This is a genomic window from Apilactobacillus kunkeei (assembly GCF_001308195.1).
GTDB classification, from domain to species: Bacteria; Bacillota; Bacilli; order Lactobacillales; family Lactobacillaceae; genus Apilactobacillus; species Apilactobacillus kunkeei_C.
In genome coordinates this window covers 34,022-49,077 of sequence record NZ_JXDF01000025.1, presented here as the reverse complement: position 1 = coordinate 49,077, position 15,056 = coordinate 34,022, and the positions used below count along the sequence as shown (strand labels likewise).

The 15,056-nt window shown below is 37.2% G+C and carries 14 protein-coding genes; 10 read left to right on the top strand and 4 right to left on the bottom strand.

Annotated features, from left to right (window positions below; translation table 11 throughout):
* Window positions 1-11: 11 nt before the first annotated feature.
* From RZ78_RS06180 to RZ78_RS06155, 6 genes are all read left to right on the top strand, one after another.
* Window positions 12-479: a PH domain-containing protein gene (locus tag RZ78_RS06180; protein ID WP_054608445.1), complete on the top strand. Its 468-nt coding sequence runs from the start codon at window positions 12-14 to the stop codon at window positions 477-479.
* On the top strand, window positions 469-1,932 hold the full coding sequence (locus RZ78_RS06175; RefSeq protein ID WP_081006931.1) for a PH domain-containing protein: 1,464 nt from the start codon (window positions 469-471) through the stop codon (window positions 1,930-1,932). The genes RZ78_RS06180 and RZ78_RS06175 overlap by 11 nt, the downstream gene beginning before the upstream one ends.
* Before the next feature lie 103 nt (window positions 1,933-2,035).
* Window positions 2,036-2,380, top strand: a complete 345-nt coding sequence (locus RZ78_RS06170) for an iron-sulfur cluster biosynthesis family protein (RefSeq protein ID WP_034532401.1) — start codon at window positions 2,036-2,038, stop codon at window positions 2,378-2,380.
* A gap of 155 nt (window positions 2,381-2,535) precedes the next feature.
* Window positions 2,536-3,186, top strand: coding sequence for an SDR family oxidoreductase (locus RZ78_RS06165; protein ID WP_054608443.1), 651 nt, complete (start codon window positions 2,536-2,538; stop codon window positions 3,184-3,186).
* A gap of 135 nt (window positions 3,187-3,321) precedes the next feature.
* A complete protein-coding gene (locus tag RZ78_RS06160) occupies window positions 3,322-4,944 on the top strand; it encodes an ABC-F family ATP-binding cassette domain-containing protein (RefSeq protein ID WP_054608442.1) in 1,623 nt (540 codons plus the stop codon).
* A 173-nt stretch (window positions 4,945-5,117) separates the two neighbouring features.
* Window positions 5,118-5,999: a C39 family peptidase gene (locus RZ78_RS06155; protein ID WP_054608441.1), complete on the top strand. Its 882-nt coding sequence runs from the start codon at window positions 5,118-5,120 to the stop codon at window positions 5,997-5,999.
* A gap of 37 nt (window positions 6,000-6,036) precedes the next feature.
* On the opposite strand, the gene RZ78_RS06150 is transcribed toward RZ78_RS06155, so the two are convergent.
* The 4 genes from RZ78_RS06150 to RZ78_RS06135 form a co-directional block, all read right to left on the bottom strand.
* Window positions 6,037-7,842 (bottom strand): M3 family oligoendopeptidase, encoded by a 1,806-nt coding sequence (locus RZ78_RS06150; protein WP_054608440.1) that lies wholly within the window; start codon window positions 7,840-7,842, stop codon window positions 6,037-6,039.
* A gap of 87 nt (window positions 7,843-7,929) precedes the next feature.
* Window positions 7,930-9,141, bottom strand: coding sequence for a DUF2075 domain-containing protein (locus RZ78_RS06145; RefSeq protein ID WP_054608439.1), 1,212 nt, complete (start codon window positions 9,139-9,141; stop codon window positions 7,930-7,932).
* A 14-nt stretch (window positions 9,142-9,155) separates the two neighbouring features.
* Complete coding sequence (locus tag RZ78_RS06140) at window positions 9,156-9,953, bottom strand: methylenetetrahydrofolate reductase (RefSeq protein WP_054608438.1); 798 nt, start codon at window positions 9,951-9,953, stop codon at window positions 9,156-9,158.
* A 90-nt stretch (window positions 9,954-10,043) separates the two neighbouring features.
* The gene (locus tag RZ78_RS06135) at window positions 10,044-11,777 is read right to left on the bottom strand and encodes a phospho-sugar mutase (protein WP_054608437.1); all 1,734 of its coding nucleotides are present in this window, start codon (window positions 11,775-11,777) and stop codon (window positions 10,044-10,046) included.
* Between the two features lie 161 nt (window positions 11,778-11,938).
* Between RZ78_RS06135 and RZ78_RS06130 the strand changes: the two genes are divergently transcribed.
* The 4 genes from RZ78_RS06130 to fabD all read left to right on the top strand — a co-directional run bounded on the left by RZ78_RS06130 (window position 11,939) and on the right by fabD (window position 15,056).
* Window positions 11,939-12,595, top strand: coding sequence for an NAD(P)H-dependent oxidoreductase (locus RZ78_RS06130; RefSeq protein ID WP_054608436.1), 657 nt, complete (start codon window positions 11,939-11,941; stop codon window positions 12,593-12,595).
* A 272-nt stretch (window positions 12,596-12,867) separates the two neighbouring features.
* A complete protein-coding gene (locus RZ78_RS06125) occupies window positions 12,868-13,842 on the top strand; it encodes a beta-ketoacyl-ACP synthase III (protein WP_054606926.1) in 975 nt (324 codons plus the stop codon).
* 38 nt (window positions 13,843-13,880) lie between these two features.
* Window positions 13,881-14,123, top strand: coding sequence for an acyl carrier protein (locus tag RZ78_RS06120; protein ID WP_034532415.1), 243 nt, complete (start codon window positions 13,881-13,883; stop codon window positions 14,121-14,123).
* Window positions 14,124-14,156: 33 nt separating this feature from the next.
* A complete protein-coding gene (fabD, locus tag RZ78_RS06115; RefSeq protein WP_054608435.1) occupies window positions 14,157-15,056 on the top strand; it encodes an ACP S-malonyltransferase in 900 nt (299 codons plus the stop codon).

Here is a 15,056-nt window from a genome sequence, read left to right as displayed (position 1 = left end):
AGAGAATATAAATGAAAAAATTACCTGAGAGTGTCAAAACAGTATGGCTATATTCAGCCATTATTACCATTATCGTCGAAATCATCATCTTTACCTTCGCCACAATTGGTGTGAAGTATCTGGACTGGAAGTATGTTGAATACATCCTACCGGTCTTAGGAACCATTTTGGTGGTTTGGGCACTAGTTGACATGATTTCAATCCCGTACCGGTATGCTTTTCACCAATATGCTATCCATGAAGATCGCGTTGAAATTAAAAATGGCTTTATCTTTAGAGAACAAGTCACCGTTCCGATTGCCCGTGTGCAAAACGTTGATATCGAACAAGGTCCAATTTTAAGACATAAGAACCTATATAAGATTAGTATTTATACTTCCGCTGACAGTCATGAAATTGCTGCCGTAACCAAGGAAGAATCAGAAAACATTAAGACCCAAGTAATGAGATTAGCGATGGAGGCCAGAAATGCAAGATAAACATCTGAGTCCATTAAACTTAGTGAATCGTCTTCAAGACATCTTGATAGCGATTTTTTTAGCTTCCTTTATCGGTGAGCCATTACACATTGATAGCTTTAAATTAGGGATTATATTCGTAATTATTACGATAGTATGGGATATACTTTCATATCTTTGCTTTACCTATTCGATTGAAGATAGTCAAATTGTGATTAAAAAAGGTGTCATCTTCAAAAAAGTCATCCACGTTCCATTCGCTAGAATTCAATCGATTGAACACAGTCAGTACTTTTTATTTAGACCATTTGACGTTGAAAAACTACAAATTAACAACGCAAGCAAGGGCAGTTCTAAAGATAAAATCCAATTGGATGCGGTGAAGACATACGTTGGTAAGGTTTTAGAAGAAAAGCACAAACAATACCAAAACCAAGATGTTAATGATGAAGTAGAACAATCAGACATTGCAAAGATTGAGGATAGCAACCAAGAGGAAGCAAACACTCAAGATAATGGCTATGCTCAATACAAGATTTCGACTAAGGACATTGCGCTATATACCTTTACTAGTTTTAGGGTCTTCATTACGATGTTCTTGATTGTCCACATCATGCATGGTGAAGTTTTAGACTTCGCTATTAGCATCTACCAAAAGGGATTTGGCTCGAACATGATTAGTTTGATTGCCTTTACAATCATGGCGATTATAATCGCTTTATTACTATCGTTTATCTACACGATGTTTCAATTCTATGATTTTACCCTGGTAAAAGAGGGTAAGTATCTTGAATACGAAAAGGGACTATTTACCAGAAACAAGGTGCGACTATCCACCGATAGAATTCAAAGTGTTTTGATAGAACAAAATGTGATGGGGAAACTGCTAAAGATTATGACCGTTAAGATTATCATGGCTTCAGATGGTAGTGACGATGAATCATCACAAGCGGTGGTCTTGCCGATTCTAAACTCAGATAAGTACGTTGAGATGATGAATGATTTCTTTGAGTGGATACCGTTAAAAACAGTCGAAAAATTCAATTCCCGTAAACGATCAATTTGGTTATTCTTCAGGAATTTTGACTGGGTATTGTTCATCATACCAATTCTGATTTACTTTGTTGGGTGGACAACATTAACATATTCGTTAGTCGTTATCGGTGTTTTTACTTTCTTTTACACTATTGGTAATGCATACTTTAAGTACAGGGTTAGTTCAATTGGATTAACAGGAAATACTAAGGATGATTACCTAATCGTATCCAATGGATTTTTATTCAAACAAAGAACCTACTATGTTGGATGGCATGAAATTCAAAGTATGCACTTTGAATCTAGCGTATTCATGAAGAGAAATAGCCTAGCTCACATCGTTATCCGGATTAGAAAAGGAAATTCTGCGCAAACTGCCGAAGTTCATTATATTGATTATGACGGTGCTAAAAAGGTTTATGATTGGTATCGCCAATAAAAAAATAGTGTAAATTTTAATTAAATCGTGTACAAACTATTGACACAAGATTTTATTCGAGTATTATGGATACTTGTAATATAAATGAAGGGGGTTCATTTTTATGAAACTAACTATTACAGATGCAGCAAAAGAAAAGATTCAAAACAAAGTTCAAGGCGACGCAAAGTTCTTCTTGAGCTTAGATGATGGTGTTGGAAACTACTCTGACGCAGGTTCATGTGCGATTGATACATCTTTTGACTTGATTGCAGTTGACCCTGATTTAGAAGACAAAGATTTTAACGCAAGTATGGATTCAGATTTAGGACCTATCTACTACAAAGACTACAGTGGATCATTTTTAGAACAAAACTTGAAATTCGACGTTATGTACAATGCATTAATCCTATCTGGTGACTCAGGTATGATTGATGGTAACGTTCCAGTTATTGACAAGAGAAAATAAAAAAATTAATTAAAGACAAAACGCTTAATAAAAAACAATTATGGTAAAAGACGACTATCTCAGATGGTCGTCTTTTTTTGAGCAAATCGTTTTATGAGTATTACCATTCTTGATAGAATTACTAGTAATAAGTAAGTATGGAAAGGATGAATATAATGAGTAACGTTTTAGTAATTGGGGCCCATGGTCACGTAGGTATTCACATGGTAGAAAAGCTAAGCAAAACCGGGGATAATGTTTTTGCCGGAGTTAGAAGTGACAAGCAATTCACCGAATACAAGGATATAGAAAATGTTTCACCAGTTATCTTTGATTTGAATAGCACAATTGAAGACATGGCTAAGGTTTACACCGATAATTCCATTGATAAAATTGTTTTCTCAGCAGGTTCAGGTGGTGCTACCGGAGATGATCAAACATTGATTATCGATTTAGACGGTGCCGTAAAGTCAATGCTAGCTGCTAAACAAGCTGGCATTACTCGCTACGTCATGGTTAGTGCCATGGGTGCTGACGATAGAAGCTTCTGGGCTGATTCTGGTTTGCATGGCTACTACATCGCCAAACACTATGCAGACGTTGCACTAATAAACAGTGGCTTACAATACACTATTGTTAGACCATCAGCTCTAACAAACGATGAAGAAACAGGTAAGGTCGATGTAATCGAACAACGAGCATCAGGTATGAATATTCCTAGAAAAGATGTTGCTAACTTCGTTGTTGCTGTATTACATGACGACAAAACCATCAACCGCATTTATGAAATTACAAGCGGAAGTAGCGATATTAACGACGTGCTATAATAATTAGCTTGTCTAAGTAGTTTTCATATGATATGGTTATCTGAGTTATTAATAGAATCAATAATTAAAAACGCCCTTGATTCAATTGAGAAACAAGGGCTCTTTTTATCTTAATTGATTGGATGGAGGTATGAAATGATAACTGTAACTAATATGGGATTACATTTTTCGGGTAAAAAACTATACGAAGATGTAAACCTAAAATTCACACCTGGTAACTGTTATGGTGTTATCGGGGCCAATGGTGCTGGTAAATCAACTTTTCTAAAAATGCTAGAAGGAAAGATTGAACCCACTAGTGGTAGTATCTCAATCGGTAAGAATGAACGAATTTCTAGTTTAAACCAAGATCACTATGGTTTTGAAGATTGTGAAGTCCTAGATACTGTAATTCAAGGACATGAAAAGCTATACAAAATCATGAAGGAAAAAGATGCCTTGTATGCTAAGGAAGACTTTTCCGACGAAGATGGTGTTAAGGCTGCTGAATTAGAAGGTGAATTCGCCGAAATGGACGGATGGAACGCCGAAGCCGATGCCTCACAATTACTACAAAGCGTGGGAATTGATGAATCACTACACTACGAAAAGATGAGTGAACTTTCTGAAGGACAAAAGGTGAAGGTCTTATTAGCTCAAGCTTTATTCGGTAACCCAGATATCCTACTTCTTGATGAACCTACCAATGGTTTGGATAATCATACTATTGAATGGCTACAAGACTTCTTGGCTGATTACGAAAACATCGCTATTGTTGTATCCCATGATAGATACTTCTTGAACCAAGTATGTACCATGATGTGTGACGTTGACTTCAAGAAGATTTCACTATACGTTGGTAACTACGACTTCTGGTTGAAATCAAGTCAACTAGCAGCTAAGATGCGCCAAGACGCTAACGCTAAGAAGGAAGACCAAATCAAAGAATTGAAAGAATTTATCGCTCGATTCTCTGCTAACGCTTCTAAGTCAAAACAAGCTACTTCAAGAAAGAAACAATTAGACAAGATTACTTTAGATGATATCCAACCATCATCACGTAAATACCCATTCATCAAGTTTGAAAAAGAACGTGATTTAGGAAACGACTTAGTTTCTGTAAAGGGTGTTTCAAAGACAATTGATGGTAAAAAAATATTAGATAACATCACATTTACTCTACGTCCAGGTGAAAAGACTGCCATCATAAGTAGAAACGACGTTGCTACTACTGTATTAATGCAAATCCTAGCCGGTAAGATGGAACCAGACGAAGGTGAAGTAGTATGGGGTCAAACTACTCGTACTAGCTACATGCCAAAGAACATCAACTCTGATTTCGAAGACGATTCATTAACTATCATTGACTGGTTAAGACAATTCGCTTCTAAAGAAGAAAGTGATGATCCATTCTTACGCAGTTTCCTAGGTAGAATGCTATTCTCTGGTGATAATATTCAAAAACAAATCAAGGTATTATCAGGGGGAGAAAAGGTTCGTTGTATGTTATCCAAGATGATGCTACAAAAGGGTAACGTATTGATGCTAGATGATCCTACCAACCACTTGGACATGGAATCAATTACCGCACTAAACGATGCTTTAATTCCATTCGACGGATCATTAATCTTTACTTCTCATGATAGAGAGTTTGTTCAAACTATCGCTGACCACATCATTGAAGTGTCTGATAAAGGGATGGTTCAAAGAGCCGACACCCACTACGATGATTTCGTAAATCATCCAGACGTTCAAAAACAAGTCGAAGAATTATACTAATATAGTAAAAAAGACGTGATTATTTTATTAATCATGTCTTTTTTTAATAAAATATCAAAAATGTTACCAAAATGTTAAAACTTATTTACAGAATAGTTTATTCTAAGAATTTGAAATTCGTTTGTATTATATTATTAATATAAATAATAATTTATGGATGGAGTGGAGACATAATGAAGAAAATGTTATCTGCACTTGGTGTGGTAATGTTTTTAGGTGTAGTTATCGTCGCATTGGGCGTAGCTCATTCTGATACATCAAATGCAGAAAGTCAGAACTATACCATTAGTTCAGCGCGAAACTATAATGCAAGAATCGTTAACAAAAACAACGTAGATACTTACGTTTCTCCTTACAAAGAAGGAGTTAAGGTGATGAAGAAAATCAATCTTCAAAACCAACTTGTTCAACTAACTCAAGTAGCTAAATTAAAAAAATCTGTTTACTACAAGATTAGTTACCAAGGAATCAACCAAGGATGGATTAGCTCAAGAGACTTGAGCAAGACTAGTGTCTACGAAATTCCTTTCGTATATACAAGTCAACACTTCCCATTCGATGCACCAAACGGTTGTGAAGGGACTGCCTTAAAGATGGCTCTTTCAACTAGAAGCATTGGTTTAAACAAGGGAATTAAGTACTTCTTAGATAGAATGCCAAGATCTACCAATCAAAACTACGGTTTCGTAGGAAATCCATTCGCTAAGAACAACACCAGTCAAAACTGGACAATCTTCCCAAGAGCTTTAGCTAAGTACGGTCGTACTTACAGAAAGACAATTTACAATTTCAGTGGTGCATCAAAGAACCAAATCATCAATGAAATCAAACACGGTAACTCAGTTATCGCATACACTGGATACCGTATGAAGAAACCTACTGGACACACTTTAGTTGTTGTTGGATACAAGAACGGATTCTTCAAGATGGCAGATCCATCATCATGGAGATACCAATTCAAGACCGGTAAGAGTAATCCAGTATTCTGGGTTTCAACTTCTCAATTCATGAGTCTATACAACTACGAAGGTAAGATGGCCGTTGTAGTTCGTTAATCAAAAAAAGAAGCACTCGATATGAGCGCTTCTTTTTTTATACATATTTTTCTGTTAGTTTGATGAATTCATCAACGTCTTTTTCGATTAGTTGAACTCCGGCTTCCCAGAAGTCTGGTTTGGTCAATTCAACACCTAGGTGTTTGCTTGCTAAATCTTCGGTAGTCATGTTAGCAGTATCTCTTAGTAATGAGATGTATTGATCTTCGAAGTCATCGGTAGCTTGCGCCTTAGCGTAAATTCCTAGACTGAATAGGTAACCAAATGTGTATGGAAAGTTGTAGAAAGGAATGTCGTCGATGTAGAAATGCATCTTACTTGCCCAGAAGTGAGGTGAGTAGGTAGATAGTGATTCACCGTAGGCATCCTTTTGAGCTTGGACCATTAAGTCGTTAATTTCGTTAGCGGTTAGAACTCCTGCTTGTCTTCTTTCGTAGAAACGAGTTTCAAATAGGAAACGAGCACGGATGTTTAAAAACATTGCTACCGGGTTATCCATCTTGGCGTTTAGTAGGCTAATTTTTTCCTCATCAGTTTTTGCTTCCTTAACGTTGGCGTCAGAAACGATTAGTTCACCGAATGTTGATGCGGTTTCAGCAACGTTCATTGCGTAGTCTTGGCGGAAGTATGGTAGATCATTCATCACACTACTATGGAAGGCATGTCCTAGTTCGTGGGCGATGGTTGATGCATCGTTTGGTGAACCGGTGAAGGTTAAAAAGATACGAGCTTCGCCAGTTTCCGGTAGGTCTTGCATGTATCCACCCGGTTCTTTTCCTGGACGGTTTTCTGCTTCAATCCATCTGTTGTCAAACGCCTTTTGAGCTAGTTTAGCCATCTTAGGTGAGAAACTGTTGAATTGTTTGATGATGAATTCGGCAGCTTCATCGTATGTGAATGTCTTTGATTTTTCGTTTCCAATGTTGATTGGGGCAGCGACGTCTTCCCAGCCAATCTTATCCTTGCCGATTAATTGGGCCTTGCGATTTAAGAACTTAATTAAGACGTCCTTGTTGTCGTCAACGACCTTCCACATTGTATCAAGGGTTTGCTTTGACATGCGGTTAAGTTCCAAAGGGTACTTCAAGAAATCGTCAGTACCATGGAACTTGTAGTCTAGAAGACGACTACCAGATAGGTGGTTTAATGTGTCCGCAAATAGGTTTTGTTTTTCTTCAAAGGCAGCTTCCCATTTAGGCATTAGGTCTTGGCGATATTTGGCATCTGAGTTACCCAAGATTTCGTTATCGGCTTGTCCAGCTGATAGGGTCTTAGGGTTACCGTCTTCGTCTCTAAAGTCGACGTTAACGCCGGCAATTAGTGTGCTGTAATGGTTGGACCATGAGCTTAAACCTTCTAGGTTCATTTCTGAAATGATGGTTTCTTGGGTGTCATCCAGTAGTTCTTTTCCAAAATGTCTGTTTTCCTGCAAAGAAAAGGCAATGGTGTCTAGACCAGGTTGTTTGATTAGTTCATTGAAACGATCATCTGATAAATCGGCTAACTTCTTTTGAAGTAGTTGGGCGATTTGGGCGGCTTTAACATCTAGTGATTGAACCTTATCAATCATTGGTGGAACTTCCTCATTGTTTACATCGTCGGAATGTTTACCGTTTATGTACATTGAAGTTTGAATAATTCCGGCCTGAATTTTTTGTAAGAAGTCCGTTAGTTCTGAAAATCTAGAGAATTGCGCGTCATCATCGTCGAATTCGTAGTCGTTAATGGCTTGGCGAAATGTTTCGATGGATTCGCCGATGACAGCTAGTTTATCCGTTAATTCCTTACCATGTAATCCCCCGGCAAAGATTGAATCTAAATCCCAGTTAAGCGAGTATTTCATATTTTCCCCTCCAAAAAACTTAATTGAAACAATTATATCAGTTTATGCAAAAAAGCCACCCAGAAATGATTATCTGAGTGACATTTTTTATAACTTCTTGTAGTCGTCTAAGAGACGTTTGCGTAGTTCTTGGTTATGAACAAAGATGTATAAACCTTTCACACCACGTTTTAGTAAGACGTTGGCTGAGTTCAATACCAATTGTTCCTTAATCTTTTCAAACTCGACTGGATCATCCATGTCCTTACGTTTCTTGAGTGATTCCACATCAGTGAACTTACTCATTTCAACGTGGACGTCATCACCATCTAGATAGATTGGTGGTCCTAAGATGACTCCAACGTAGTTCAAGTCAAATCCCTGGCAGGTAAACATGGAACCGACTTCGTTTACGGTTTCTGGAATTTCTGCCCATGGGGTTTGTGTGTAGTTGTATTGATCCCATGGCATCTTGAAGTCTGGTTCAGTGACATAGTGTTTGCCACCATCAAGTGTTGATGGGTATCCAGAAGTAGAAACGATTCGAGAAAGGCCGACTTCTTGGTTTCTAGCAAAGATGGCCTTCCGCATTTCCTCAGCGTTATCAAAGATACGAAAATCGTAATCTTTCTTAGCGTCAGCAGGAAGCGGGGTGAGTTTACCATCAGTAAAGGTATTAATCCATTTGACCAACGAGTCACTGGCGGTCATTCTGAATTGATGAGTTAGGTGATATTCACCATTGGTGTATGGATCAATTATGTGGTGCAATCTGTCTAAGTTCCAAAACGATTTAGTTCTAAGAACTTGGCGGTGGTCAAATACCAAGATGGTGATTTGAGAACGCTTAATGATTTCAGATAGTTGATTATCGTAATAGAAATTATTGTAGTGATCCCCACGTGATAATAATAGGTGGGCTTCATCGATAATTGTGATATCCACATTTTGATGGTTTTTGTCGTTTTGGTTAATAAAGGAAGTAGGACGATTAAAGTTCTTCTTTAAGACATTATCCTGACTTCCGGCCATCTTCTTGTAAACCTTTAGGATTTCGGGATGGTTAACCAAGAAATAGTTACTAGTTTGATATAACGGACTGCTTTTTTCATGCGCCATTTGTTGGATGTCGTAGAATAACTTACTTAAAATGACGGACTTACCAGTTCCGGCATCACCGTAAATGGTGAAGACAGCGTGGGTGTCATCATTTAAGTGATTGATTGCAAACTGTTTGATTTGTTCGACTAGGCGAGATTGTTCGTCAGTAAGTTGCTTGGTTGGTGCAAGCTTATTGTCAGCAGCATTACTGTTGTCCATTGGATGATGCTCCTTTATAGGTTTTGCTTGATGTTTTCAAATACTCGATCGGATACCATCCAATCATTGTGAGTATATAGGTGAATACCGTTAACGTTGTGTTCGTACAAATCGTTGATTTGATTAACGGCATAATCAATTCCATCCTCGAGTAGATTGTCCTCTTCTTTAGAGAATTCGGGCATCTTAACATCATTATGCGCTAGGTAATCTTTTTTAAACGGATCGGTGATTGGCATGATACCAATACGGATTGGCACATTGATGCCGAATTCACGAGACTTATCTAGAAACTTATAGATTCGTTTGTTATCGAAACACATTAATGATATTAGGCTATCGACTCCAGAATTCACCTTTTGTTTTAAATACTCGATGTCTTCTGTAAGTGAGTCAGCGAGTACGTGAATATCAGGATAACAACCGGCAACGACATTGATTTTTGAATCCGTATCTAGTTGATTCACATATTTAATCAAATCGCTAGCGTAGTTAAAGTCATCTTCGATATGCATATTATGATGGATGTTCCCACGAACTAATAAAAAGTTACGGATATTTAAGTCCATTAACTGATTAAAAGCCTTTTTTACTTCTTCTTTTGTATGTGTTAATCCAGTTAGGTGGATGACAACGGGGATGTGTAAATCCGTCTGAATGTATCTGGCACATTGGACCATTTCTTCGTATGAATAGCGACTAAGATTGCTAATTGAAACAAAATCAGGTTTCCATTTATGCAAGTAATGCTTCATTTGTCGCAAATCGCCGGGATTGGCCTCAATTTCAACAGAGAATGTTTGCTTTCTCATGGAAATGTCCTTTCAACTTGAATTTATACTAACATTCTATCACGAAACACAAAAAAAGCATTATTAACATCATGTTAATAACGCTTTTGATTAGACTAGTTGTTCAATCAATTGATCAACTGCATCTTCATATGTCTTTAGTTTGTTGTTAACAGCTTCAGCAGAATCATCAACAGTTCCTAAGTAGAACTTAATCTTTGGTTCTGTTCCTGAAGGACGGATAGCAAACCATGTGCCATCATCAAGCCAGTATTTTAATACATTAGCTTCTGGTAGTTCGATTGTTTCAGTAGAACCATCAGCATTGGTCTTGATAGATGTTTGGAAGTCTTCAAGTGATTCGACTTTTTGATTGTTGAATTCGTTTAATGGGTTTGAACGTAGTTCGTTCATGATGTTAGCCATCTTTTCTTTTCCTTCAATACCGCTAAAGGTCTTTGAGATGGTCTTTTCTTCATGATAACCGTATTTCTTGTAGATTGATTGTAGACCGTCGTATAAAGTTTGGCCCTTTTGCTTGTAATAAGCAGCAACTTCTGCAAGTAATACAGTTGATTGGATAGCATCCTTATCACGAACGAAAGGCTTGATTAGGTAACCAAAGCTTTCTTCAAAACCGAATAGGAATGTGTGATCCTTGTTTTCTTCGAAGTCCTTAATCTTTTCAGCGATGTACTTGAATCCAGTAAGAACGTTTTGCATTTCAACACCATAGTTGTTAGCAATCTTAGTAGCTAGTTCAGTGGAAACAATTGATTTAACAACTGTTCCATCAGTTGGTAGTTCGTTAGCGTTCTTCTTAGCGGTTAGGATGTAGTCCAATAGTACTGATGCGATTTGATTACCAGTCATTAATTCGTATGAACCATCTGGTTGTCTTACGGCAGCACCCAAACGGTCAGCATCAGGGTCGGTTGCGATTAAAACGTCTGCGTTTTCTTCGTTACCTAACTTGATAGCGTAGTTAAATGCTTCTGGGAATTCTGGATTAGGGAAGTCCACAGTTGGAAATTCTGGATCAGCAATTGCTTGTTCCTTAACTAATGAGTAGTTTTTAAAACCAACATTATCTAAGGCACGACGGCAGATGATCTTACCTGTACCGTGAAGAGGGGTGTAAACAAATTTTAGTTCCTTACCAACTTCTTTAATTAGGTCGTGGTTAACGTTAACTGTCTTGACGTTTGCTAGATATGCATCATCAACGTCTTCACCAACGACTGATAGAAGTCCTTTATCTCTTAAGTCTTTTACGTCAGCAACGTCGATTGCAAATACATCATCGGCTTTTCTAACGTAGTCGGTAATCATGTCAGAAGCCTTTGGAGGCATTTGACCACCGTCTTGGCCGTAGATTTTGTATCCATTGTATTGCATTGGATTATGACTTGCAGTAATCATAACACCGGCAAAAGTATGTAGGTGTCTAATTGCAAATGATAATTCAGGAGTAGGGCGGATGTCATCAAACACGTATGATTTGATGTTGTGTTGGCCTAATACTCGAGCTGTTTCGTATGCGAATTCTTTTGAGTGATATCTTGAATCAAAACTAATGGCAACACCACGTTTTTTTGATTCTTCATCTAAAGTATCCATGTAAGATGCTAGACCCTCGGTAGCTTGTCTAACGGTGTAGATATTCATTCTGTTGATACCAGCACCAATTAAGCCACGCATACCGGCAGTACCAAATGACATGTTAGTACCAAAAGCATCGTTAATTTCTTCATTATTATTAGCGATTTTTGCTAGGTCATGTTTTACGGATTCATTTAGGTTGGGTTGAGCAACCCATTTTTGATATAAGTCTTGTGCGTTCATAATAAAGTCTCCAATAAACTTATTTAAATTACATTCTAAGTATAGTTAAATCAGCATAGCGCGTCAATTCTATTACGCTTCTGTTAAGTGTATATTGTTGAACTTAAATAAATCTTTATGTTAAGTTACATCTACTATATACGTAAAAGAGGTAGATAATAATGGATAAAAACGAAGAAATTATTAAAACTGCTCACCGTCGTTACGCTACAAAGAAGTTCGACGCTGACAAGAAGATTTCTGACAAAGACTGGGATACAATCATGGAAGTTGGTAGACTTTCACCTAGTGCCTTTGGTTTTTCACCATGGAAGTTCCTTTTAATTGAAAATGATGATGTTAAAAAAGACATCTATGAAGATGCATGGGGTGCTCAAAACAGTCTAAACGGTGCTAGCCACTTCTTAATCATTTTAGCTAAGAAGGGCATCACTGCTACAAGTAAGTATGTTCAACACATTACTGAAGATGTTAGTGGACACCATTTTGCACCTGACTCACCATTCTCAAAGAAGTTTGATGATTTCCAAAAGACCCAATTTTATTTAACTGATGACAGAAAGCGATTTGACTGGGCATGCAAACAAACTTACATTGCATTAGCTAACATGATGACTGCAGCTGCAGAATTAGATATCGATAGTTGTGCAATTGAAGGATTCAACCGTTCAAAGATTGAAGATATCTTAACTCAAAAGGGTATCTTAGATCCTAAAGAATGGGGTGTTTCAGTGATGGCTGGTTTCGGTTACCGTGACCAAGACATTACTCCAAAGAAACGCCAACCAATGGATGAAGTATATAAAGTAATCAAATAATCAAAAACAAAAAGCCACCTATTATAGGTGGCTTTTTAATTTTATAAGAAACACCAATATTTAATGAGTTACATAATATATAATGCGTAACTTTTAAAAATATGGATAAAAAGTATAGCTAAACCGTTGATATATCAATGTTTGTCGATTGACAAGACGTCGATATGAGTTTTTATCAGTTGAAAAAAAAGGGAAATTAATTAAAAATAAATGAGTGGTATTTTATAGATACTATCGAGAAAGTAAACTAAATTCAGTTTAGAGGAGATATCATGAGCAGTTTTTCAATTTTAGCTACTGCTAAAGCTGTTCCTGAAAAGATAGTTACCAATGACGATTTAGCTAAAATCATGGATACTTCTGATGAATGGATCAGTAAAAGAACCGGGATTAAGCAACGTAGAATCGCCACTAAGGAAACTAACACTTCTTTAAGTGCTGAGGTTGCTTCGCAATTACTTAAGAACGGAAACGTTGATGCGAATGATATTGATTTTATCATTGTAGCTACGATGTCTGGAGACTACCATATGCCATCAACTGCTTCTGCAGTTCAAGGTATTGTTGGTGCTAAGAATGCTGTTGCATTTGATATCAGTGCTGCGTGCTCTGGATTTGTTTTCGCTACTCATGTGATGCACTCATTATTTGAACTAAAGCCTAATGCTTTAGGGATGGTAATTGGTTCAGAAAAAATGAGTAACTTGATTAACTGGGAAGACAGAACCACCGCCGTATTATTCGGTGATGGTGCTGGTGGAATGCTAGTTTCGAACCAAGGTGATGGAGAAGTATTATCCAGTAACTTGAAGAATTATGGAGATAGAAGAGAAGCTCTTCTTGCTGGTCATATATTGGGAAATGAAACATTTGGACCACGAGATGATGACGACACAGATCGTTATTTGCATATGGATGGTAGAGAAGTATTTAACTTCGCAACCAAGAATGTTCCATTATCAATTAAAGAAGCAGCAGAAAAAGCTGGGATTGAGTTAAGTGACATAAATCACTTTGTGTTACATCAAGCTAACGCTCGAATTATTAAATCAGTAGCCCGTAAATTAGGCGTTAGTAAGGACAAATTCCCTATCAATATTAATCTTTATGGGAACACCTCTGCAGCTAGTGAACCTATTTTGTTGTCAGAAATGATGGAAAATGGTTTAATAGCTAAGGGAGATATTATCGCCCTTTCTGGTTTCGGTGGTGGCCTAACCACAGGAACTATTATTTTAAGGTATTAATTTATTATTTTAATTTTATATATGGAGTGAATTATATTATGGCAGACAAGAACGCAATTTTTGACAAGGTAAAAGAAATCGTTGTAGATCAATCAGACGTTAAGGCTGAAGACATCAAGATGGACACTAACTTCAAAGAAGAACTAGACCTAGACAGTTTAGACTTATTTGAAATCATCGATGCTCTAGAAGACGAATACGACATCGAAATTGACAGTGACAACGACATCGCAACTGTACAACAATTAGTTGACTACGTTGCTGGTAAAGTTGAAGAATAATAATTAGTTTTAATTAACTAGGAGTGTTTAAGTTTGAATATTTGTTATCTATTTAGTGGCCAAGGTAGTCAATTTAAGGAAATGGGACAGGATTTGTACAAGTCAAACCCTGTGTATAAACGTACAATTGACGAGGCCTCAGAAACATTGAATTTAAACTTAGCTGATCCGGAAATTTTTGATAATCCTAATAATACTCAAATCGCTATTTTGACGATGAGTGTAGCTATTCATCGTATTTTAGAAGACAAAATAGAGAAACCTGTTGCAATGATGGGATTGAGTTTAGGCGAGTATAGTGCTTTAGTTGCTGCTAAAGCACTATCTTTTAAATCAGGGCTAAAGCTAGTACACGATCGCTCACATTACATGGATGAAGCAGGTAAGCAAAATCCAGGTTCTATGGCTGCTGTATTGGGTCTTAGCCCTGATTTTGTGAAGAGCGTTTGTGATGAAATTGATGACGTTTACCCAGCTAACTACAATAACAAGTCACAAGTTGTTATTGGTGGTACTAAAGAAGGGGTTCAAAACGCCATGGAAGTATTGAAGGAAAAAGGCGCAAAACGTTTAGTTCCACTACAAGTTGCCGTCGCTTCACATACTCCATTGATGCAACCTGCATCAGATCAATTAGCTAAACGTCTTGAAAGTGTTGAATTTGATGAACCTCAAGTAGATGTAATCAGTAATACTACCGTAAAACCATTTGCTAAGGACACCATCAAGGAAACATTAGTTAACCAACTAATCAATCCTACACACTTCATGCAAGATGTTGCTTCATTGGAAGACAAAAACATTGACGCTTTTATCGAAATCGGTCCAGGAAATACGCTAAGTAAGCTTGCTAAAAAGACATTAAAGGCTGATACATACAATGTAGAAAGTGTTGAAACTCTAGATGCCTTATTAGATAAGTTAGGAGAATAA